This window comes from Conservatibacter flavescens, from assembly GCF_002795425.1.
GTDB lineage: Bacteria > Pseudomonadota > Gammaproteobacteria > Enterobacterales > Pasteurellaceae > Conservatibacter > Conservatibacter flavescens.
Genome location: NZ_PHHA01000002.1, coordinates 404,002 through 426,735, shown reverse-complemented (window position 1 = coordinate 426,735; position 22,734 = coordinate 404,002). Strand labels below are relative to the sequence as shown.

Genomic DNA, 22,734 nt, shown 5'->3' with positions numbered 1-22,734 from the left:
AGCCGACAGAGCCAACTCAACCGACAGAGCCAACTACACCAATTTATAAAGAAACAGTACCAGGTATTGTTGCGATGCAAAGAGGAAACTTAGAGCAAGGATATGCTGAAATTGGTTCGCTTCATCAACGTCGTGGTGATGGTGCGACAATGGCTTGGGATTCTTGTGGCTGTGTCGCAAAAGAAAGTGATGGCCAAACTTGGATTCGCTTATTAGCCAAACGTTTAGAATTGGACGGACGTTATCGTTTTGATACAAATATGAATATTTATGGTGTACAAATCGGTCACGACTTCAATTATCACTATGATAAAGAAGATCAATCTCGTTCACATTCAGGACTTATCTTCGGTTATAGCCGTAATAAGATGAAGTTCTATGATCAGTATCGCGTAGATATGGATCATTATTTCAGTTCTGGTGAAATGCGTATTGCGGGAGATAAACAAACTGGAACAGGGAAATCTGATCGCTTTAGTTTAGGCTTAAGTCATACTCACTATGAGAAAAATGGAAGTTATTTGGATCTTGTGGGATTAGTCAGCTACATTCGAAACACTTATACCCCTCGTCGTGATGGCAATCAAGTCTCGCAAAATGGTTTAGGTGTGGTGTTATCTGCGGAAGTTGGTCGTCCTTGGGCGATTGGTGATTCAAATTGGTTAATTGAACCACAGGCACAATTAATTTATCAATATTTGAATTTATCAAGTTTTAAAGCAGATGATGTTACGACAGTGAAAGGCGCTAACCATCATGGGTTGCGTGGGCGTTTGGGTGTTCGTTTAGCACATCATAGTGATAATGGACATGCTTTCACCAATACGGTTTATGGTATTGCGAATATTTATCATGACTTTATGGACGGCAGTTCGGTTCAAATTGGTCGAGATAAATTAAGTGAAAAATATAACCGCACTTGGTGGGAAGTAGGTGTGGGTATGCAATTACCACTTACTCCAAATAGCCATATTTATGCTGATGCACGCTATGAAAGTAACTTTGGCGGTGAAAAACGTCAAGGCTATGGCGGTACAATCGGTTATAAATATACTTGGCGTTAATAGAACGACATTGTTTTATAATTAAGAAAATAAGGCTGGAAACAGCCTTATTTTTTTGCCGAAATAAATCCTTAACCTGCTTTAAATTCCCTTTTAGAAAAAGGCGTTAGGAATATTGAATATTTATTTTCAACCCAATTATTTAGAGAATTTTCGAAAGTTATGATACAATTCTGCGTTATGCAATAAGTGCAAAGAAAGGGTTTATGATTAGGCATGAGTTATCAAGTTTTAGCAAGAAAGTGGCGCCCTAAAACCTTTACAGAGGTTGTGGGACAGGAGCATATTTTAACCGCGCTTTCTAACGGATTGAAAGAAAACCGTTTGCACCATGCTTATCTTTTTTCCGGCACTCGAGGCGTAGGGAAAACCTCCATCGCTCGTTTATTTGCCAAAGGGCTTAATTGCATTAATGGGATAACAGCGGATCCTTGTGGAAAATGTGAACATTGTAAAGCCATTGAAGAAGGGCATTTTATTGATCTAATTGAGATTGATGCGGCTTCTCGTACTAAAGTAGAAGATACACGCGAACTGCTTGATAATGTGCAATATAAACCCGTGCAAGGACGTTATAAAGTGTATTTAATTGATGAAGTACACATGTTGTCTCGTCATTCATTTAATGCATTGTTAAAAACCCTAGAAGAGCCGCCGGAGTATGTGAAATTTCTTTTAGCTACAACGGATCCACAAAAATTACCTATTACCATTTTATCTCGTTGTATCCAATTCCATCTAAAAGCATTAGAGCAAGAACAGATTAGCAATCATCTAGAACATATTCTCACGTTGGAAAAAATTCCTTTTGAATTGACCGCACTTTCTAAACTTGCTAAAGCTTCTCAGGGGAGTATTCGTGATAGTTTAAGTTTAACGGATCAGGCTATTGCGATGGGAGAAGGTAAGGTGAGTGCTGATGTTGTCAATGACATGTTGGGCTTACTTGATGATAATCAAGGATTAGATATTATTCGGGCTTTACATCAGGGCAATGGTGATGCCATGATGAAAACGGTGCAAGCTGTGGCACGTAAAGGCGTTGATTGGGAGCAATTATTGATTGAAGTCGCTGAATTGCTGCATCAAATAGCCATGTGTCAGCTATTAACAGCAAATCCTTTAGACGAAAGCCCTGTTGCGTTTTTAGCAAAACAACTATCACCGGAAGATGTTCAGTTTTATTATCAAGTCATGGTGATGGGGCGTAAAGAGCTTGCGTTGGCTCCAGATCGTAGAACGGGTGTAGAAATGACGTTATTACGTGCTTTAGCATTTCACCCTAAAATAATGGCACAAGCCGAACAAAATAGGCCGGTTGAAACAACGAGCCAAAAAAGTGCGGTCGAAAATCATGAAAAATTGAGTACAATTCCTGTGGTGTCTTCCGCTAAGATACAGGCGCAGGCGACAATTCAATCGACTCCAGGCGTGGCCTCCTTACAGCAATTACGTAATATACAATCCGGTAATCAAGAAAAAAAAAACGCTAATGCAGAGTTAGCGTCTTCATCAGGTGTGGCAGAATTGCCGGTTATTTCTTCTGCTCAGTCCCAACAAAAACTGGATTTAATTGCGAAAGTATCGAATTTGGCTGCACAAAATCAGCGCAAAACAGAGCCATCACTTTCTTCACAAAACCGGGATTTTAAGGCACCGGCTGAACAGTACACAGATGAAAATCAGACTGATGATGAAAATGATGAAGCTGTGACTTACCGTTGGGAATGGATTAATCCAGAGATGGCCAATGTTGAACAAGGTATACGGCCATCAGAGATTAAACAGGCTATCCTACAAGAGAAAACACAAGAATTAATTGATAAAGTGGTTAATCTTGCAGCAGAACGTGATCCTTGGGCAAAGATAATAGAAGACTTTAAACCAGAACGCTTTGTAAAACAGTTAGCACTGCATTCGGTGTTATTAGCACAAAGTGAAACTCAAATAAAATTAGGTGTTCGCAGTAAACAAGCACATTTGAATAAACCCAAAAATGTACAAGAATTAGAAAAAGGTTTGTCAGATTTTTATCAACAAGCAAAACAAGTGGAAGTGGTTGTGTTTGACGAGATTGATCAATTAACGCCTATGGAACATCGTCAACAAATCTATCATGAACTACAGGTTCAGGCGAAACATGATTTACTTGAAGATGAAAAAATTAAGTTATTGCAACGCGAGTTTAATGCGGAATTAAGTTTAGAGAGTATTCGCCCGGTGTAGGTGACATTCGGTCTGATGCAGAAATTGACGTAAATACAGACTAGATATATACTTACGTACTATTTCGTAGCCTCTAGGCCGGAAATTTTTATTAAATTTTTCATTTATTAACAACAAAACGGAAGAAAATTATGTTTGGAAAAGGTGGCTTAGGCAACTTAATGAAACAGGCGCAACAGATGCAAGATCGTATGCAAAAAATGCAGGAAGAGATTGCGCAATTAGAAGTGACAGGTGAGTCAGGCGCAGGTTTAGTAAAAGTGACCGTTAATGGCGCGCATAATTGCCGTCGTATTGAAATTGATCCTTCTTTAATGGAAGATGACAAAGAAATGTTAGAAGATCTTATTGCGGCTGCATTTAATGATGCTGTTCGTCGCGCTGAAGAGCTTCAAAAAGAAAAAATGGCTTCAGTAACCGCAGGTATGTCATTACCACCAGGTTTTAAAATGCCATTTTAATCAAAATATATAAAATCTGACCGCACTTTTCATAAGTGCGGTTTCTTTTCACTAATTTTTTATCTCTATGCAAACAAGTCCACTTTTAGAAAACCTGATTGAAGCTTTACGTTGTTTACCTGGTGTCGGCCCTAAGTCTGCACAGCGTATGGCATATCATCTGCTACAGCGAGATCGTAGTGGAGGCATGGCATTATCTCGCGTTTTAACAGAAGCGATGTCTCAAATTGGCCACTGTGAACAGTGTCGAACATTTACAGAAGAAGATGTATGTACAATTTGTTGTAACCCTCGTCGCCAAAATACGGGATTATTGTGTGTGGTCGAAATGCCGGCGGATATTCAAGCGATTGAGCAAACAGGGCAATTTTCAGGACGTTATTTTGTGTTAATGGGGCATTTATCCCCCTTAGATGGTATAGGGCCTAAAGAAATTGGCTTGGATTTATTGCAACATCGTTTGGAAACCGAGTCTTTTACGGAAGTGATTTTAGCCACGAATCCAACAATAGAAGGTGATGCTACGGCAAATTATATTGCAGAAATTTGTCTGCAATTGGGCATTAAGGTAAGCAGAATTGCTCATGGTATTCCTGTGGGCGGTGAACTGGAAATGGTTGACGGTACAACTTTAACACATTCCTTTATTGGGCGTAGACAGATTGAATAGAATAAGGGATTGCCTCATTCATTTAAATAGTATGCCCTTTCGATCGTAACGGCTATTGATAAAAAAATGTACGAATAAGACATCTCTTATTCGTACATGTTGTGAAGCGTATTTTATTGAAACTATTTTACTTGGTTTAATAAAAATTGAACCAGTAAGGAAACTGGACGGCCTGTTGCGCCTTTTGCTGCGCCTTGTAACCAAGCGGTGCCTGCAATATCTAAATGGGCCCATGGATAGTTTGAGGTGAAGTTAGATAAAAATGCGCCGGCAGTAATTGCACCTCCCCAACGTCCTCCGATATTAGCGAGATCAGCAAAATTAGATTTTAGCTGTTCTTGATATTCTTCACTCAATGGTAAACGCCATGCTTTGTCTGTGCTTTGTTCTGCCGCTTTTTCTAAGGCTTTAGCAAGCTCATCATGAGAAGACATTAAACCACTGTTATGTTGACCTAATGCCACTACACAAGCGCCAGTGAGGGTTGCGACATCAATCACCAGTTCTGGATTAAAGCGTTCAACATAGGTTAGGGCATCACATAAGACTAAACGGCCTTCTGCATCAGTATTTAATACTTCAACGGTTAACCCTTTCATCGTTGTTAAAATATCACCTGGACGGTAAGCATTGCCACCTGGTAGGTTTTCACATCCCGCAAGCACTCCGATTACATTTAAGGGAAGTTCTAATTCGGCTAATGCTTTCATTGCGCCATATACAGTCGCTGCACCACACATGTCATACTTCATTTCGTCCATTTCAGCAGCTGGCTTTAAGGAAATGCCTCCCGCATCGAACGTTAAGCCTTTGCCGACAAGCACAATAGGGGGCGTATTGGGATTCGGATGATTTTTATATTCTATGACAGACATGAAGGCTGGATTGCTTGAGCCACGAGAAACAGCTAAATAGGCGTTCATTCCTAAACGCGCCATTTCAGCTTCATCAATAATGGTTGTTTGCATAAGTGCGGTGGAATTTGCTAAATTTTTTGCTTGTTCTGAAAGGTATGCGGGGTTGCAAATATTCGGCGGGCAATTTGCGACATGTTTAGCATATTCGATACCTGAGGCTATAGCGTTAGCATGTATAATGGCTTGTTGTGCTTGGGCAAGATCTTCCTCTGTGACATAAAAATCAATTTGCTGTAAAGCAAGGGTGTTTGGCGATTTTTGACTTTTAAAATCCTCAAATTTGTAGAGAGAATCTGCGATGGTTTCAATGGCAAAGCGGATATTCCAATAGTGATTACGATCATTTATTTTGATGTCGTTTAAGCAATATAGGGCTTCTGTTGCATTGGTATTTTTTAACGCTTCAATAGCGGTTTTAACAATTTTTTTATATTGAATAGGGCTGAGTTCTCCTTCCTTACCACACCCGATAAGCAAAATGCGTTCAGCTTTAAGGTGAGGTAAATGAGAAAGTAAAAGATAGCGGCCTATTTTTCCTGCCATTTTTTCTTTGGCAATCATTGTGCTGAGAATGTGTTGGTTTTCTTGGTCAAATTTAACCGCACTTGGCGATAATGTGCCATTTTCATAAATACCAAATATTAAGCACGAGGTAGATAAATCACTTAAATGAGTATTTTTTGCATTGTATTTCATTTTTATTCCTCTTTTTACGCTGTTCTGTTGTAGAATAATGAGCGAATGCTATTATTAAATGATTTAACGATTTTATCAAGCAAGGCAAAAACGTGATTTTAACGAAATATCTTATTAAAGAAATCTTCAAAAGTCAGATTGCTATTCTGTTTATTTTACTTTTGATTTTTTTCTGTCAGCAATTAGTGCGAGTATTAGGGTCTGCCGCCAATGGGAATGTGCCGGCAGATTTGGTGTTATCGTTGCTCGGGTTAGGAATGCCAACTATGGCGCAATTGATGTTGCCACTGTCTTTATTTATTGCGGTATTGTTAACTTTAGGCCGTTTATACGCAGAAAGTGAAATTACAGTCATGCGTGCTTGTGGTGTTGGGCAACGGATTTTAGTTCGAGTAGTATTGCTGCTTTCATTATTAACGGCAGGAGTAGCTGCTTATAATGCCTTATGGCTTTCTCCTTGGGCCATTCAGCATCAAGTACAAATTGTAGAAGATGCTAAAGCGAATCCTCGTATGGCGGCATTAAGCGCAGGACAGTTTATGTCTTCTGGAAATGGTGATTTTGTATTATTTATCAATAATATTGAAAGCAATCAAATTAATGATATCTATCTGTTTCAGATGAAAGAGAGAGGTAATACGAAGCCATCTGTTGTGGTTGCAGAGAAAGGGGAGTTGACCTCTTTGCCTAATGGGGATCAGATTTTAAATTTGGAGAATAGTCGTCGAATTGAAGGAAGTGCCGCATTACCTGATTTTCGTATTACGGATTTTGAAAGTTATCAAGCTTATTTAGGACATCAAGATACTACAGCAAATAGTAACGATACAGATTTGCTGGATCTGTATACTTTAATTAATAGCGATTCTCCGGAAATTAAGGCTGAATTGCATTGGCGTTTGGCTTTGATTCTCGCTGTACCTATTATGGCCTTGCTTGCGGTACCATTGAGTAAAGTTAATCCTAGACAGGGGCGTTTTGCAAAAATCTTGCCAGCACTACTGTTGTATTTAATTTATTTCTTATTACAAAGTTCATTAAAATCTGCAGGCACAGCAGGTAAATTAGATGTGACATTGTTGATGCCATGTGTCAGCCTCTTTTTCTTTGTGTTGGCTATTGTGTTAAATAGTTGGGATAGTCATTTTATGTATAAGTTACGTCAAAGTTTTGGTCGCAATACAGCATTGAAGGGAGAATAAGACAATGATGAATGTATTGGATCGTTATATTGGTAAGAGTATCTTAGGAGCCATTTTTGCAACGTTGTTTACATTAGTGGGATTGTCCGCCATTATTAAGTTTGTAGAACAATTTCGTAGCGTAGGAAAAGGGACTTACGATACGATGCAAGCGGTATTATATACGTTATTAACAATGCCTAAAGATGTGGAAACTTTTTTTCCTATGGCGGCTTTATTGGGGGCTTTAATCGCATTAGGTAATTTAGCGAGCCGTAGTGAATTAGTGGTGATGCAGGCCTCTGGATTTTCGCGTTTAAAAATTGGTTTTGCCGTGATGAAAACAGCATTACCTTTGGTCATTTTAACCATGATCATCGGGGAATGGGGGATTCCACAAACAGAACAATTTGCTCGTGATATGCGTTCAAAAGCGATTTCTGGTGGCTCGATGTTATCTGTAAGAAATGGTGTGTGGGCAAAAGATGGTAATCATTTTATCTATATACAACGTATCACGGAAGAAGCGAGCTTACAAAATGTCTATATTTACCGTTTTGATGATCAACGTCGTTTACAAAGCGTGAGCCAGGCAAATTCGGCACAATATGAAAATGGAAAATGGACATTAAGACAGGTGAATGAGTCAGAAATTACACCTGATCAAATTATTACAAAGAATCGCTTGAACCAAGAATGGCAAACGAATTTAACCCCAGATAAGTTAGGCATTGTGTCTTTACGTCCAACGTCATTATCTATTACAGGCTTATCGAATTATATCCGTTTTTTAAAAGAGACAGGGCAGGATTCTAAAAAATTTGAGCTAACCTACTGGCGGAAATTATTTCAACCGATTTCCGTTGGGGTAATGATGATGCTCGCTCTTTCCTTTATTTTTGGTCCTTTGCGTGGCGTAACCGCAGGTGCGAGAATTGTCACGGGAATTTGTTTTGGTTTTTTATTTTATGTGGTCAACGAAATTTTTGGCCCATTAAGTTTGGTATATAATGTGGCACCGATAGTAGGCGCGTTAATTCCAAGTGTATTATTCTTGGTGATTACATGGTGGCTACTTAGCCGTAAGCGAGATTAATGGTAAAATAGTCAATAGGGGCGCAGTTTATCAGACTGCGCCCCTATTTTATGTTTGTGATAGACAGAAAATTAAGCTGTTTTTTGGGCTAACATCGTAACAAACTTCATTTTGATACGGTTGCCATTTTCATCAGTTTTGTGTAATTCACCCATTTCTTCGTTATATTTTACTAACTGCCAATCTTGGTAGTAGTTTTTCAATTCGTTTTCTTTGAAAGTGAAAGAGAATGGCATTGGGCAAGGTACATCGTCTGTTGACATGGCCGCAACAATAAGATTATAGCCGCCGATATTTGTCTGTTCTTGCATATTTTTAATGATAGCAGGGACCGCTTGGCGATCTAAGAACATGAAGACAACAGTTGAAAGGATAACATCGTACTTTTCTTGAATATTGGCTTGGTTAATATCATATTGTGCAATATTGATGTTAAGCTTTTCTTTTTCAGCTGTTTCGCTTAAAAACTGTAAGCTTGTTGGGTTATGATCCCGTGATGTGACTTGATGTCCTAGTAGGCTTAAATATAAAGAATTGCGACCTTGTCCACAACCTAAATCTAAGATATGCGCTGAATCTTTAAAAAGAGGTGCAGCGCTTTTCACTTCTGAGTGAGTTGGGGTCATGTTGTATTTTTTTGCAAAATAGTCTTCTTTTTTGCAATAAAATTCTAAATAACACTCGAGATCGTCAGAGAGCGCTTCAACTTTATGCCAGAGTTGAGGCTCAACAAATGGCGTTTTGTTTTCTGGTGTGAAAATATGTTCACTGATCACTTCGCCTTGTTCGGTTAAAACATAGAATTTTAGTTGTCCTTTTAACACAGTAACTTTTCCCCATGTTCCCACTTTGGTATTGTGCTTTTCTTGGAACATTTTAGGTAGGCTATCTTTTGTCCATACTGGCATTTTTTTATAGCAGATAAGATCTTGAGACATGGTTTATTCCTTTTTGTAACATAAAATACCTGAGTAATATGGTAGGTTATTTGGGCAAGCCTTGCAACTTAAAACCTGACTTATTTAGTTGGTTTTTGATTCAAATCAAAAAAAGATTGTGGAAAAATAACCGCACTTTATTCGGGTAAAGTGCGGTAGAATTTATTTTACTTTTTATTAAAGGGAGCGTTGGCTGAGATAGCGTTCTACGGTGTCAACAATCGCTTGTGTTTGGGGATCTATTTCAATATTCACTGGATCATTAATTTGCTTTTGACCAATTAAAGTGCGATTTAATGTTTCAGGAATTAAATTGACACAAAAGCTTTGTGCTTTGACTTCTCCAACAGTCAGGCTAATTCCGTCAACGGCAATAAACCCTTTGGTTAGGATATATTTCATGACATTTGTATCTGGCAATTTAAACCAAAGTTGGCGATTGTTTTCATGGCTGATAATCTGTTCGAGTGTGGCCATACAATAAACATGTCCTGATAAAATATGTCCCCCAATCTCTGAATTCAGTTTCATTGCTCGTTCAATATTAACCCAGTCACCAACTTGCAATAATCCTAAATTGGTAATATTGAGTGTTGCTTGCATAAGATCGAAGCTGACTAAGTCATCTTGGATTTCTGTCACGGTTAAACATACCCCGTTATGGGCAACAGAAGCACCAATTTCAAGACTATCTAGCATTTCTGGTGGCATTTTAATTGTGTGTGTTCTAAAATTGGATTTTTCAATTATTGCGGTAATTTGCGCAATGCCTTGTACAATACCTGTAAACATGGGATTTCCTCTAAACATTTTATTATTTTTTATTATACGATTATTTTATGAAAAATACATTTAAACTCTCGGAATATCAGGAGCAAGCCAAAAAATTGGTGGCGATTGCGATTCCTATTTTACTTGCTCAAATAGCACAAAATTCAATGGGATTAGTCGATACGATAATGGCTGGGCGAGTGAGTTCTGCGGATATGGCTGCCATTTCAGTTGGTGCGTCTATTTGGTTGCCATTAGTGCTATTTGGGCATGGGCTACTATTGGCATTACCGCCGACCATTTCTTATCTTAATGGTTCAGGTCAACGCCACCGAATTGCACATCAAGTTCGGCAGGGGATTTGGCTTGTCGTGTTTAGTGCTTTACCGATTGGAGCCTTGATTTATTATAGTGATATTGTGATTCAATCTATGGAGATGGAACCACATTTAGCCGAGATTACGATAGGCTATTTACATGCGATGTTGTGGGGATTGCCAGGTTATTTATTGTTAGTTAACTTTCGCACGCTCAATGACGGGCTTGCGAAGACTAAACCGGCAATGGTGATTACGCTAATTGGTCTATTACTTAATATTCCATTAAATTACATTTTCATCTACGGAAAATTTGGCATTCCTGCTTTTGGTGCTGTTGGGTGTGGGATTGCCACCTCAATTGTTAATTGGGCCATGTGTTTTATGATGATCCTGTATTGTAAACAAGCGGGTAATCAACGAGATTTAGGTGTATTTAAGAATATTATAGAGAAACCGAATCCTGAGACCTTAAAAAAATTGTTGCGTTTAGGTGGGCCAATTGCGTTGGCATTATGTGGCGAAGTCGCATTATTTGCTTTGGCGTCGTTATTTTTATCTCCTTTAGGGTCAGACATTGTTGCTAGCCATCAAGTCGCGCTTAATACGAGTTCTTTTATTTTTATGTTACCCATGTCACTTGGTATGGCAACGACAATTTTAGTTGGACAACGTTTGGGGGAAGGGAGCCCATTAGATGCTAAAAAAGTGGCGTATGCTGCATTAGGTGTAGGGTTATCTGTTGCGGTTGTGACGGCATTATTAACCGTATTATTACGGACACAAATTGCTGAAATTTTTGTAAAAGAAGCGGAAGTGATTGCGATGGCAAGCTATTTGTTACTTTTTGCCGCATTATATCAATTTTCTGATACTGTGCAGGTTGTTGTAAGTGGCGCTTTGCGAGGCTACAAAGATACTAAAGCTATTTTATATATTACATTAGTGTGTTATTGGTTAATTGGTATGCCTGTTGGTTATCTGTTGGCGATGACTGATTGGATTGTGCCACATCTAGGGGCGATGGGTTTTTGGATTGGTTTTATTGTGAGTTTAACTTTTGCAGCCATTTTCCTTTATCGCAGAATGAAGAAATTACAAGCCATTCCAGATCAAGAATTATTAGGGAAATTAGACAAGATTAAATAATGGTCAATAGATAAGCCACAGAAGGGATAATATAAGGACAGAATACTTCTGTCTTTCTTTATATGAGTAAGAGAATGGGCGTATATAATACGCCCAAACAGAAATAATACGTTGTTAACAGCTGAATAAAAAAACTTATTCTACAACTAAAGTACGGCAGGTATTTGTTCCGCCAACAGCAAGTTCATCACCTTGAGTTAATAGAACAAGATCGCCTGCGACTAAGAAACCTTTATCTTTCAAGATTTGAATTGCCGCTTTAGCACCTTCTACAGTACGGCTTACTTCATCACAATATACTGGGGTAACACCGCGATATAATGCGCATAGATTTAATGCATCTTGGTTACGAGATAATGCGAAAATTGGTAATCCAGAACTAATGCGAGACATTAAACGTGCGGTTTGACCGGTACTCGTCATTGTGATAATGGCTGCAACGCCTTCCATGTGGTTCGCGGCGTACATCGCTGACATGGCAACAGACTCTTCGATGGATTTAAAGGTAACATCCATACGGTGACGTGAAACATTGATGCTTGGCATTTTTTCAGCGCCTAAACATACTTTAGCCATTGACGCTACAGTTTCTGCAGGATATTGACCTGCAGCGGTTTCAGCAGAAAGCATTACCGCATCTGTACCGTCTAATACAGCGTTTGCAACGTCCATCACTTCTGCACGGGTTGGCATAGGGTTGCTAATCATTGATTCCATCATTTGTGTTGCAGTAATGACTACGCGATTTAATTGACGTGAACGACGGATAAGTTTTTTCTGTACGCCAACTAATTCAGCATCACCAATTTCTACGCCTAAGTCTCCGCGCGCAACCATGATGACATCTGAGGCTAAAATAATATCGTCCATCGCCGCTTCATCAACGACTGTTTCTGCACGTTCAACTTTGGCAACAATTTTGGCTTTTAGGCCAGCCGCTTCAGCTAATTCACGGGCATAGTTTAAATCCGCGCTTGAACGAGGGAAAGAGACAGCAAGGTAGTCAACACCGATACGCGCAGCAGTGATAATATCAGCTTTGTCTTTTTCGGTTAATGCATCAGCAGATAAGCCACCGCCAAGTTTATTGATTCCTTTGTTATTTGAAAGTGGGCCGCCAACAGTCACTTCAGTGAATACTTTTGCGCCTTCAGTTGAGAGAACTTTTAATTGAACGCGACCATCGTCTAATAATAAAATATCGCCTGGTACGACGTCTTGTGGAAGGGTTTTATAGTCTAATCCAACAGCTTCTTGATTCCCTTCACCTTTTGGTAATTCCGCATCTAATATAAATTTGTCACCGACGTTTAAGAAAATTTTACCTTCCGAAAATGTAGAAACACGGATTTTTGGACCTTGTAAGTCACCTAAAATTGCAACATGACGACCTAATTTTTTAGCGATCTCACGTACTTTTTCTGCACGTCCAATATGGTCTTCAGGCGAACCATGGGAAAAGTTCATACGGACAACATTCGCACCAGCAGCAATAATTTTTTCAAGGTTATTGCCACGATCTGTTGCAGGTCCCATAGTACATACAATTTTCGTTCTTCTTAGTCTTCTAGACATGAAATTTACTCCGTAAATTATCCCAACGAATGAGAGTTAATGATTGAAAAATGATTTCCCGTTAATGGGAATAAAACTGCCTACATTATACGCTGAAAACGAAATTAGATCGAGATCACAAATTGCAATTTTTTTCTTTCGTTTGTATAGTGAGATCTGTGATGACACAAGAAAAATAGTTGTATTGATAACCAAAGTAAGAGGGGATTAAAAATGAAAGTCTATATTATGCGCCATGGAGAAGCTGAGTTAATGGTGACAACAGATGCTGAACGGTGTTTAACGGAATATGGCGTGCGACAAAGTTTTGAACAAGGGAAGCATCTTAAAGCTGTAGCATCTTCGATCCAAAAAATCATTGTTAGTCCATATACTCGCGCGCGTCAAACCTTTGAACAGGTTAATTTGGCTTGTGAAAATCAGTTGATTAAACCAGAAATTTGGGAAGAAATTATTCCTTATGGTAATGCTAAAATAGTATGTGATTATTTAGCTACTCTTATTGAAGAGGGTGTCGAATCGGTGTTATTGGTTTCCCATTTACCAGTAGTCGGTAGCATTGTGTCGGAAATGTGCGGTCGAAATTCAGTGAGTTTTCAGACATCAACCATTGCTGTATTAGATTGGAATGGTGAAAAAGGCGAAGTGGTAGATTCTTATCACTATGGCGAAGAGTAGAGAGAATCTGAATCATCTTAGTGAGTAAATGGGGCGTTAATGAATAGATCATTTAATACGCCCCATTTTACTTATTAGACGGAATTAATTTTTAACTAAAATTAATTCTTCAGTTTCATTTGGCTCAATGGCACATTCGCCCATAACCAAACAAGATTCAAACATACTACGTGCAACTTCTCGACTACTATGGATAACGACATCAGCACCACTTTCAAGTAGCGCTTCTTTCTCATCGCTATAGGTTGCATAAGAAATCGCTTTAATATGTGGATATTTTTCTTTTAATTCTTTGATAATATCTGCATTTTCATAAGCGTTTGGTGTAGCAAACATCACTAAACGCGCATCTTGTACCGCAGCTAACTCAAGGGTTTCAATATCCTTAACATTACCAAAGATAGCATCAACACCTTCTTCATGTAGTTTTTCTACATGAGAATGAGAGGCTTCGATAACCGCGAAAGGTATTGATTTGGCGCGTAACTTATTACCAATAAGACTTCCCACACGACCATCACCAACTAAGATAATATGATCTTTTAGGGTGAGTGGAGACTGATGGAAATCGTCTTCCAGCTCTTCTTTCTGTGGTACGGTAACCAAATTTTCCTGTTCTTCGGTTTTGTGTGTGAATTTTTCTAAATAAGTAAATAGGATCGGATTCAGCAAGATTGAAATAATTGATCCTGCTAAAACTAGATTTCTACCTTGTTCGTCAAGTAAACCTAGAGAGACCGCAAGACCCGCTAAGATGAACGCAAACTCACCAATTTGAGCTAAGCTGATTGATACGGTAAGTGCGGTACGTTTTGGTTTTCTTAATAAACGAACGAGTAAGTAAGCAGCAATGGATTTACCAAAAACGATGATGATAACAGTCGCCAAGACAGATAATGGTGATTCAACTAAAATCATCGGGTCAAAAAGCATACCGACGGATACAAAGAAGAGTACCGCGAAAGCATCACGTAGTGGTAGGGTATCATTGGCTGCACGATGGCTGAGTTCTGATTCATTTAGAATCATACCTGCAAAAAATGCACCCAAGGCAAAAGAGACATCAAATAAATGTACAGAACCATAGGCAATCCCTAAAGCAATAGCTAATACAGAAAGTGTAAAGAGCTCTCGAGAACCGGTCGCTGCACTACGTGCGATGAGCCAAGGAATGACACGTTTTCCAATAATTAACATGACTGCAACGAATGCAATGACTTTACCGATAGTAATTGCGAAGTCACCTAGCATATTACTAAAGTTCGCGTTTTCTTGTTGTAGCATTTCAGCAACAGCAGGTAATAAAACGAGGGCAAGTACCATTGCTAAATCTTCTACAATTAGCCAGCCAATTGCAATTTTGCCTCGCATTGTTTCAAGTAATTGTTGTTCTTCAAGGGCGCGCAAAAGAACAACGGTACTTGCAGTTGAAAGACAAAGACCGAATACTAAACCGCTGATCGTGCTCCAACCCAAGACAGTTGAAAAAATCCAACCGAATACAATTGCGGAGGCAATTTGTAAAAGTGCGCCCGGAATGGCTACATACTTTACAGAAAGTAAGTCCTTTAAAGAAAAGTGTAAACCAACCCCAAACATTAAGAGCATAACACCTAGTTCAGAGAGTTCGTGAGCGATATGTAAATCGCCTTCAAAACCAGGTGTAAAAGGTCCGATCATGATACCTGCTAAGAGATAACCCACGAGCGGAGAAATTTTTAAACGATTAGCAATCATTCCCAATATATAGGCTCCTGCGAGACCAATGGCTATCATGCTAATTAAAGGCGTTGAAGGATGCATAAATCAAAATTCCCATTATTAAATAATAAGTTAGTCTTAAAATATGAGGGATATTAAGAAAAAGATCAAGATTTTTGCATAAAATTTACTAAATTAAAAATAAACCTACAAAGAAATATTCAAATTTGTGATCTAGGTAACTTGAAATAAGTAGATAAAGTGCGGTATTTTTATGTTGGTTTTTTAAGAATTTTTGATATTTAAATGTATTAAGGAGAAAAAAATGAAACTCTATGTTTATGACCATTGCCCTTATTGTATTCGCGCAAGAATGATCTTTGGTTTGAAAAAATTACCGGTAGATTTGGTGTTTGTACATAATGATGATGCGGATACGCCAATTCGTTTAATTGGTAAGAAAGCCGTACCTATTTTAGAGACTGAGGACGGCAAGATTATGCCTGAAAGCTTAGATATTGTGAGATATATTGATGCTTTAGTTACGCCGAAATTATTAATAGATGATATTCGACCGGAAGTGACACAGTGGATTGAGAAAATCCGTAGTTATAGCAACAATTTGTTATATCCACGCTTTGTTAAATTGGATTTACCAGAGTATGAAACAGAGAGTGCGAGAAATTATTTCATTGAAAAGAAAAGTGAGGTTGCAGGAAACTTTGATGAACTTTATGAGAAGAGTGCAGAGTATTTAGCAATGTTACATCAAGATTTAGCTGAGTTAGAAGGCTTGTTAGTTAGTGATGAAGCATTTAGTGGAACATTATCTTATGAGGATATTGTGCTTTTCCCTATCTTACGTAATTTTACATGCATAGAGGGAATTGAGTTTCCAGCTAAAATAGCCCGTTATATCGGAAATATGGCGGTGTTAAGTAGAATATCTCTTTATTATTCCAAAGCTTGCTAAAGCCTCAATAAGAAAAACCCGATATTCAATATTGAATATCGGGGAGGTCTTAAAAATAAGTAAGATTTAAAAAGACATCTGCAATAAAGCAGTACACTAGCATTAATTAAGACCTTATATTTTTAAAATAGTTTCATAAAAAATGCAGAATTTAATAATTTTTTTACAAAAAAATTAAAATCAAAATAAAATCAACAAGTTAAGAGAGATATTATCTATTTATCTTTAAAAGATTGAATCTGTCTCAAAATTCCAGTTTTATCTAAACCAAGTTCAGTTAACATTTCGGCTTGTGTCCCTTGAGGAATAAATATATCAGGTAAGCCAAGTTGTAAAAGTGCGGTTGGTATTTTATGCGTATTTAATACTTCTGCAACAGCACTACCTGCACCACCTTGAATTGCATTTTCCTCTAACGTAACAATCAATGAATGTGTTTTGGCAATTTGAAGAATACGTGCCTCATCAATAGGTTTTACAAAGCGCATATCAATAACTGTTGCATTTAGTTCTTCTGCAACTTCTTGTGCTGTAGGTAAAAGGGTACCAAAATTTAGAATTGCGATGTGTTGTCCAACACGTATTTCCCTTGATTTACCTAATACTAGAGATTCAAGCGGTGTGAGAGGGACACCAATCGCATTGCCTCTAGGATAACGTACAGCAGCGGGTTTGCCAGAATGATAACCCGTGTAAAGCATTTGGCGACATTCATTTTCATCACTTGGTGTCATGATGACTAAATTCGGAATACAACGCATAAAGCTAATATCGAAAGCACCTTGATGTGTTTGTCCATCTGCGCCGACAATTCCCGCACGGTCAATGGCGAATAAAACAGGCAAGTTCTGAATAGCAACATCATGGATTAACTGATCATAAGCGCGTTGTAAAAAAGATGAATAAATGGCGACAACAGGGCGATAGCCTGCGATAGCTAAACCAGCTGCAAAAGTGACAGCATGCTGCTCAGCAATCGCAACATCAAAATATTGCTCAGGGAAACGATTAGAGAATTCAACCATTCCTGAACCCTCTCGCATAGCAGGAGTGATCCCAATTAATTTTTTATCTTTTTCGGCTGTTTCACAGAGCCAATCACCAAAGATTTTTGAATAGGTTGGTATAGTGCTAGATTTTGGTAATTTACCACTTGTGGGATCAAACTTAGGTACGCCATGGAAACCAATAGGATCTTTTTCAGCCGGCGCGTAGCCTTTCCCTTTTTTGGTCATGATGTGCAAGAACTGAGGGCCTTTAAGTGAACTCATATTTTTCAGTGTTTCAATGAGATCATCAATGTTGTGGCCATCAATTGGGCCAATATAATTAAATCCAAGTTCTTCAAACATTGTGCCAACCGGAGAAACAAAACCTTTAACATGTTCTTCAGTTTTGCGTACAAACTCTTTAATTGGCGGAACGCCTGATAGAATTTTTTTTCCTCCTTCACGAATAGAGGAGTAGAAAGAACCGGTTAATAATCTGGCTAAATGATTATTCAATGCCCCTACGTTTTCGGAAATAGACATTTCATTATCATTTAAAATGACTAACATATCGGTATGCAGTGAGCCGGCGTGATTCATTGCTTCGAACGCCATACCTGCAGTAATTGCGCCATCACCAATAACGCAAACCGTTTTACGACCGGCATTTTCTTTTTGTGCTGCAACCGCAATGCCTAAACCTGCACTAATTGAAGTAGAAGAGTGTCCGACACTAAGAACATCAAATTCACTTTCTTCCCGCCATGGAAATGGATGTACTCCCCCTTTTTGTCGAATCGTATGCATTTGATCTCGTCGACCCGTTAAAATTTTATGTGGATATGCTTGATGGCCGACGTCCCAAATGAGTTGGTCAAAAGGGGTTTTAAAGACATAGTGCAGCGCTACCGTCAGTTCAACTGCGCCTAAACCAGAGGCTAAATGGCCACTACTTTGGCTAACGGATTCCAATAAATATTCACGTAGTTCTTTACAAACTTGTGGCAATTGATCTCTACTGAGTAAGCGAAGATCATCAGGTGAATTAATTAAGGATAAGAGAGGGTAGTTTTGCATAGTAATTCGTATGTTCTCGGTTAATTTTTTCGATGAATAATAAAAGTAGCTAAGTCACGAAGTGCGGTGACATTAAAAGGAATTTTATCCAATGCAGAAAGTGCCTCTTGATAGAGTTGTTGCGCTTTATCTTTTGCGCCTTGTAATCCTAACAATTTTGGATAGGTACTTTTATCTGATATAAGATCAGAACCAACGGTTTTGCCTAAAGTTTCGCTATCACCTTCAATATCTAAAATATCGTCTTGGACTTGGAAAGCGAGTCCAATAGCTTCAGCATACTGGACGAGCTGTTGTTCTAGTTGTTTATTTTGAAAATGAGGAGAGCAGATAAACCCCATTTTTAAAGCACTCGTAATTAATGCGCCAGTCTTATTGCGGTGAATTAATTCTAACTCATGTAAATCAATCGTTTTATTTTCAGCAATTAAATCTAAGCTTTGTCCAAGACACATGCCTTTTGCGCCCGCGTTTTTAGCCAATTCTTGTATTAATTGTAATTTTTGCTCTGCTTGTAAATTGGGTATTTGTGTCAGAATTTCAAAGGCGAAACTTTGCAATGCATCTCCCGCTAAAATCGCAGTCGCTTCATCAAAAGCTACATGACAAGTGGGTTTTCCTCGACGTAAATCATCATTGTCCATTGCAGGTAGATCATCATGAATAAGTGAATAAGCATGAATAGCTTCAATAGCGGCGGCAGCATAGTCTAATTGGGTCGCGTTTGCGCCTAACATATTGCCTGTAGCATAAACTAAAAATGGGCGAATGCGTTTTCCTCCGAGAAGTAATCCGTATTTCATCGCATCAGCTAATGGAGAATGCAACGAATTAACCTGTGTTAATTGCTGGGAGAGGAAATGATTAATGCGTTGCTGCATTTGCTGTAAATCTTGAGAAAACTGATCCATTATGCCATCACTACTAGGTTATTGTATTTTCGGGTTGATATTCACTTAATGTGACATCATTTTTTTGCAATAAAATTTGAATACGTTGTTCTGCTTGTTGTAAACGGGTTTGGCCTTGCTGGGCAAGTTGAATACCGTTTTCAAACTCTTTTAAAGAATCTTCTAAAGATAATTCACCGGATTCTAAACGGGAAACAATGCTTTCTAATTGTGTTAATGTGGTTTCGAAATCTACAGCATTTTTTTCCGTACTTTTACGTGCCATATATTCCCCTTTGAATAAAGCAAATAACAGGTATTGTACTTGAGGAAAGGCTTTTCCTGCAAGGAGAAAGTGTAATCTATAAAGAATAAATTATAGTCATTAATATTCAAATTCGTATGGTATTGGCTCCCTTTGAATTTAAGCGCCTCTGTATTTAACTACGATCTGTTTATCCTAATTCAATTTTGGGGGAAATTATATGAGAAGAGTATTTTTTTATGCTTTGATTGAGAAAGAAGCGCTAGTTAATTATAACTAGCGCAATCATGGGTTAATGAGAATATTATCCCGTATTTCGCATACCAGCGGCAATACCGGTAATGGTAATCATTAATGCCTGTTCTAAAATTGGATTAGGATCATCATTTTGTTCTCTTAAACGGCGTAGTAATTCTACTTGCAGTAAATTGAGTGGATCAGTATAGACATTGCGTAAAGCAATGGATTCTGCAATCCAAGGCAAATCAGACATGAGCTGATCGTCATGAGACAAAGATAATACTGTTTTTATATCCGCATTGAGCTGTTCACGTAGAGATTGTCCTAAATACCATAATTCAGGTTTAACTAAGTGTTGATCATAATGTTCGGATAACCAAGTGTCGGTTTTACTAAACACCATTTCGAGCATACCAATACGAGTAGAGAAAAATGGCCAGTTGTGGCACATTTCTTCTAATAAAGTGCGGTTGCCTTTTTCGATAGATTGACGTAATGCGGCTCCAGCCCCTAACCATGCAGGTAGCATCAAACGGTTTTGCATCCATGCAAAGATCCAAGGGATCGCGCGTAAGCTTTCTACACCGCCATTTGGGTTTCGTTTGGCAGGACGAGAACCTAAAGGCAATTTACTGAGTTCTTGTTCAGGTGTTGCGCTACGGAAGTAAGGTACAAAGTCTGGATCTCCACGCACAACACCTCGATAGATTTCACATGATGTAGTGGAAAGCTCGTCCATAATATCACGCCAAGCTTGTTTAGGTTCTGGCGGAGGAAGCAAATTAGCTTCTAATATGGCGCTAGCATATAAATCAAGGCTTTCTACGGCAACAGCAGGTAAACCTAATTTAAAGCGGATCATTTCGCCTTGTTCTGTCACACGCAAGCCATTACGTAATGAGCGAGGCGGTTGAGAAAGTAGGGCTGCGTGAGCTGGCGCGCCACCTCGTCCAATTGTGCCACCTCGTCCATGGAATAAGGTGAGTTCAATACCGAGTTTTTCACATAGATTTACCAAGACTTCTTGGGCTCGATATTGCGCCCATGAGGCAGCGAGCATGCCGGCATCTTTTGCTGAGTCAGAATAGCCAATCATGACCATTTGTTTATTATTGATGACACCACGATACCAACCTACATTAAATAGCTGGGTCATCACCTCTTCTGCAGCATCGAGATCGTCTAACGTTTCAAATAATGGCACGACGGGTAAATGATAAGGCACTCCCGCTTCTTTTAAGAGTAAATGGACAGCTAATACATCAGAAGCTGTGCGAGCCATCGAAATGATATAACAAGAAATGACGCCTTCTGGTTGTTCTGCGATGACTTTACAGGTATCTAAAACCTCTTGCGTATCTGCAGAGGGTTCCCAGTTTTGAGGAAGTAGAGGGCGACGGGAACTAAGTTCACGAATTAAAAATGCTTGTTTATCTGTTTCAGTCCATTGTGCATAGTCACCTAAACCGATATAACGCGTAATTTCAGCGATAGCATCGGTATGACGAGTACTTTCTTGACGAATATCTAATCGGGATAATGTGACGCCAAAACAGCGAATTCGACGTAAACAATCAAGTAATAAACCGTTTGCAATAATACGCATGCCACAACCTAATAAAGATTGATAGCAGTCATATAGTGGCTCCCAAAGTTGTTCATCATGCGTAATGATATCTTCTGTGCTAAACAGGGGTTTACGAGCAGCAAGGACGTCGTTGTAATAGGATAGGGTATTTTTTAACTTGGTACGTAACGTTTTAATGACCACTCGATAAGGTTCAATGTTATCGCCATATTTTTCACGAAATGATGGTGAGCAATGGACAATGGATAATTCATCAGATAATGCTTTAATATCTGTTAAAAATAATTCCGCTGCTTTCCAACGAGACAGGTTTAATACCGTACGTGTGATTTGTGCTGTGACAAATGGATTACCATCGCGATCACCACCCATCCAAGAAGAAAAGCGAATAGGGGCAAGGCCGACAGGATGTTGTATACCAAAATGCTTTTCTAAATGAAAATTTAACTGGCGGCAAAATTCAGGCACGGCTTGCCATAAACTATTTTCGATAAATGCCATACCCCATTTAGCTTCATCAAGTGGTGTTGGGCGCTGAATACGAATTTCATTCGTATGCCAAGCAAGGGCAATATGTTGGAGTAGACGACGTTTAATCTTACGTTCTTCTTGCTCGGTGAGATCGCTGTGTTCTAAACGGCTTAAGCAGCGATTGATTTCAACGTGCTTATGTACAAGAGAGCGACGAGTGGTTTCTGTTGGGTGTGCAGTTAATACGAGTTCAACAAGTAATTTTTCAACCGCGTCAATTACTTTTTCTGTCGGGATGTTTTGTTGTTTTAGACGCTCAAAAAGTGCACCAATAGAACGTTCGCTGGAAGCTGTATCTTGGTGTTTACGTGATATGGTTTGATATTGTTCTGCGATATTCGCTAAGTTTAAAAAATGACTAAAAGCTCGAGCAACAGGAATAATATTTTCTGTGGAAATATTGGCTAGCGTATCTAATAATTTAGCTCTTGCGTCATCATCACCGGCGCGAGAATTTCGAGATAAAATACGAATGTTTTCAATTAAGTCAAGAATGTCACTTCCTTGCGCATCGCTAATGGTTTCACCTAAAAAATGGCCTAGCATGCTAATGTTGTTACGCATCACGGCATATTGTTCACTCATAAAAGCCCCATAAGTAAAGAAAATAATTGAGATATCTTAGATATAACAAAAATGTGCTGAGGAGGCAAATAGCATTTAATTTATCAGATAAAAAAATGTTGAAACTTTGCTTTAAATCATTTTTATTTAAAAAAGTGCGGTTATTTTTATGAAATT

Annotated in this window: 18 protein-coding genes; 9 read left to right on the top strand and 9 right to left on the bottom strand. The window is 38.7% G+C overall.

Annotated elements, in window-relative coordinates; genetic code table 11:
• The 4 genes from CVP05_RS01985 to recR all read left to right on the top strand — a co-directional run.
• Nucleotides 1-1,064: autotransporter family protein (locus CVP05_RS01985; RefSeq protein ID WP_133118693.1), on the top strand; the 1,064-nt coding region annotated here is incomplete at its 5' end.
• Nucleotides 1,065-1,280: 216 nt separating this feature from the next.
• Nucleotides 1,281-3,290 carry a DNA polymerase III subunit gamma/tau gene (gene dnaX, locus CVP05_RS01980; protein ID WP_100287875.1) on the top strand — a complete coding sequence of 670 codons (2,010 nt, stop codon included), beginning with the start codon at nucleotides 1,281-1,283 and terminating at the stop codon, nucleotides 3,288-3,290.
• Nucleotides 3,291-3,421: 131 nt separating this feature from the next.
• Entirely contained in the window at nucleotides 3,422-3,751 is a 330-nt protein-coding gene (locus CVP05_RS01975) for a YbaB/EbfC family nucleoid-associated protein (protein ID WP_100287874.1), read from the top strand.
• Between the two features lie 67 nt (nucleotides 3,752-3,818).
• The gene (gene recR, locus CVP05_RS01970) at nucleotides 3,819-4,421 is read left to right on the top strand and encodes a recombination mediator RecR (protein WP_100287873.1); all 603 of its coding nucleotides are present in this window, start codon (nucleotides 3,819-3,821) and stop codon (nucleotides 4,419-4,421) included.
• A 122-nt stretch (nucleotides 4,422-4,543) separates the two neighbouring features.
• Here the strand turns inward: recR and CVP05_RS01965 are convergent, their stop codons facing one another.
• Nucleotides 4,544-6,034: a leucyl aminopeptidase gene (locus tag CVP05_RS01965; RefSeq protein WP_100287872.1), complete on the bottom strand. Its 1,491-nt coding sequence runs from the start codon at nucleotides 6,032-6,034 to the stop codon at nucleotides 4,544-4,546.
• A gap of 92 nt (nucleotides 6,035-6,126) precedes the next feature.
• On the opposite strand from CVP05_RS01965, the gene lptF reads away from it, so the two are divergent.
• Both lptF and lptG read left to right on the top strand, forming a co-directional pair.
• Entirely contained in the window at nucleotides 6,127-7,236 is a 1,110-nt protein-coding gene (gene lptF / locus CVP05_RS01960; RefSeq protein ID WP_100287871.1) for an LPS export ABC transporter permease LptF, read from the top strand.
• A gap of 4 nt (nucleotides 7,237-7,240) precedes the next feature.
• Nucleotides 7,241-8,311, top strand: a complete 1,071-nt coding sequence (gene lptG, locus CVP05_RS01955) for an LPS export ABC transporter permease LptG (RefSeq protein WP_100287870.1) — start codon at nucleotides 7,241-7,243, stop codon at nucleotides 8,309-8,311.
• A 71-nt stretch (nucleotides 8,312-8,382) separates the two neighbouring features.
• On the opposite strand, the gene tehB is transcribed toward lptG, so the two are convergent.
• Both tehB and CVP05_RS01945 read right to left on the bottom strand, forming a co-directional pair.
• The gene (gene tehB / locus CVP05_RS01950) at nucleotides 8,383-9,249 is read right to left on the bottom strand and encodes an SAM-dependent methyltransferase TehB (RefSeq protein ID WP_100287869.1); all 867 of its coding nucleotides are present in this window, start codon (nucleotides 9,247-9,249) and stop codon (nucleotides 8,383-8,385) included.
• Nucleotides 9,250-9,426: 177 nt separating this feature from the next.
• Nucleotides 9,427-10,041 carry a riboflavin synthase subunit alpha gene (locus tag CVP05_RS01945; protein ID WP_100287868.1) on the bottom strand — a complete coding sequence of 205 codons (615 nt, stop codon included), beginning with the start codon at nucleotides 10,039-10,041 and terminating at the stop codon, nucleotides 9,427-9,429.
• 47 nt (nucleotides 10,042-10,088) lie between these two features.
• Here CVP05_RS01945 and CVP05_RS01940 point away from each other — a divergent pair, with 47 nt between their 5' ends.
• Nucleotides 10,089-11,486 carry an MATE family efflux transporter gene (locus CVP05_RS01940; protein WP_100287867.1) on the top strand — a complete coding sequence of 466 codons (1,398 nt, stop codon included), beginning with the start codon at nucleotides 10,089-10,091 and terminating at the stop codon, nucleotides 11,484-11,486.
• A 135-nt stretch (nucleotides 11,487-11,621) separates the two neighbouring features.
• Here CVP05_RS01940 and pyk read toward each other — a convergent pair whose 3' ends face one another.
• Nucleotides 11,622-13,061 (bottom strand): pyruvate kinase, encoded by a 1,440-nt coding sequence (gene pyk / locus CVP05_RS01935; protein WP_100287866.1) that lies wholly within the window; start codon nucleotides 13,059-13,061, stop codon nucleotides 11,622-11,624.
• Between the two features lie 213 nt (nucleotides 13,062-13,274).
• Between pyk and sixA the strand changes: the two genes are divergently transcribed.
• Nucleotides 13,275-13,739, top strand: coding sequence for a phosphohistidine phosphatase SixA (gene sixA / locus CVP05_RS01930; RefSeq protein ID WP_100287865.1), 465 nt, complete (start codon nucleotides 13,275-13,277; stop codon nucleotides 13,737-13,739).
• A gap of 84 nt (nucleotides 13,740-13,823) precedes the next feature.
• On the opposite strand, the gene ybaL is transcribed toward sixA, so the two are convergent.
• A complete protein-coding gene (ybaL, locus tag CVP05_RS01925) occupies nucleotides 13,824-15,542 on the bottom strand; it encodes a YbaL family putative K(+) efflux transporter (protein ID WP_100287864.1) in 1,719 nt (572 codons plus the stop codon).
• A 223-nt stretch (nucleotides 15,543-15,765) separates the two neighbouring features.
• On the opposite strand from ybaL, the gene grxB reads away from it, so the two are divergent.
• Nucleotides 15,766-16,413, top strand: coding sequence for a glutaredoxin 2 (gene grxB / locus CVP05_RS01920; RefSeq protein ID WP_100287863.1), 648 nt, complete (start codon nucleotides 15,766-15,768; stop codon nucleotides 16,411-16,413).
• A gap of 215 nt (nucleotides 16,414-16,628) precedes the next feature.
• On the opposite strand, the gene dxs is transcribed toward grxB, so the two are convergent.
• The 4 genes from dxs to ppc form a co-directional block, all read right to left on the bottom strand.
• Nucleotides 16,629-18,479: a 1-deoxy-D-xylulose-5-phosphate synthase gene (gene dxs, locus CVP05_RS01915; protein WP_100287862.1), complete on the bottom strand. Its 1,851-nt coding sequence runs from the start codon at nucleotides 18,477-18,479 to the stop codon at nucleotides 16,629-16,631.
• A gap of 20 nt (nucleotides 18,480-18,499) precedes the next feature.
• Complete coding sequence (gene ispA / locus CVP05_RS01910; RefSeq protein ID WP_100287861.1) at nucleotides 18,500-19,390, bottom strand: (2E,6E)-farnesyl diphosphate synthase; 891 nt, start codon at nucleotides 19,388-19,390, stop codon at nucleotides 18,500-18,502.
• A gap of 13 nt (nucleotides 19,391-19,403) precedes the next feature.
• Nucleotides 19,404-19,655, bottom strand: a complete 252-nt coding sequence (gene xseB / locus CVP05_RS01905; RefSeq protein WP_100287860.1) for an exodeoxyribonuclease VII small subunit — start codon at nucleotides 19,653-19,655, stop codon at nucleotides 19,404-19,406.
• 283 nt (nucleotides 19,656-19,938) lie between these two features.
• Nucleotides 19,939-22,578: a phosphoenolpyruvate carboxylase gene (gene ppc / locus CVP05_RS01900; RefSeq protein WP_100287859.1), complete on the bottom strand. Its 2,640-nt coding sequence runs from the start codon at nucleotides 22,576-22,578 to the stop codon at nucleotides 19,939-19,941.
• Between the last annotated feature and the right edge of the window lie 156 nt (nucleotides 22,579-22,734).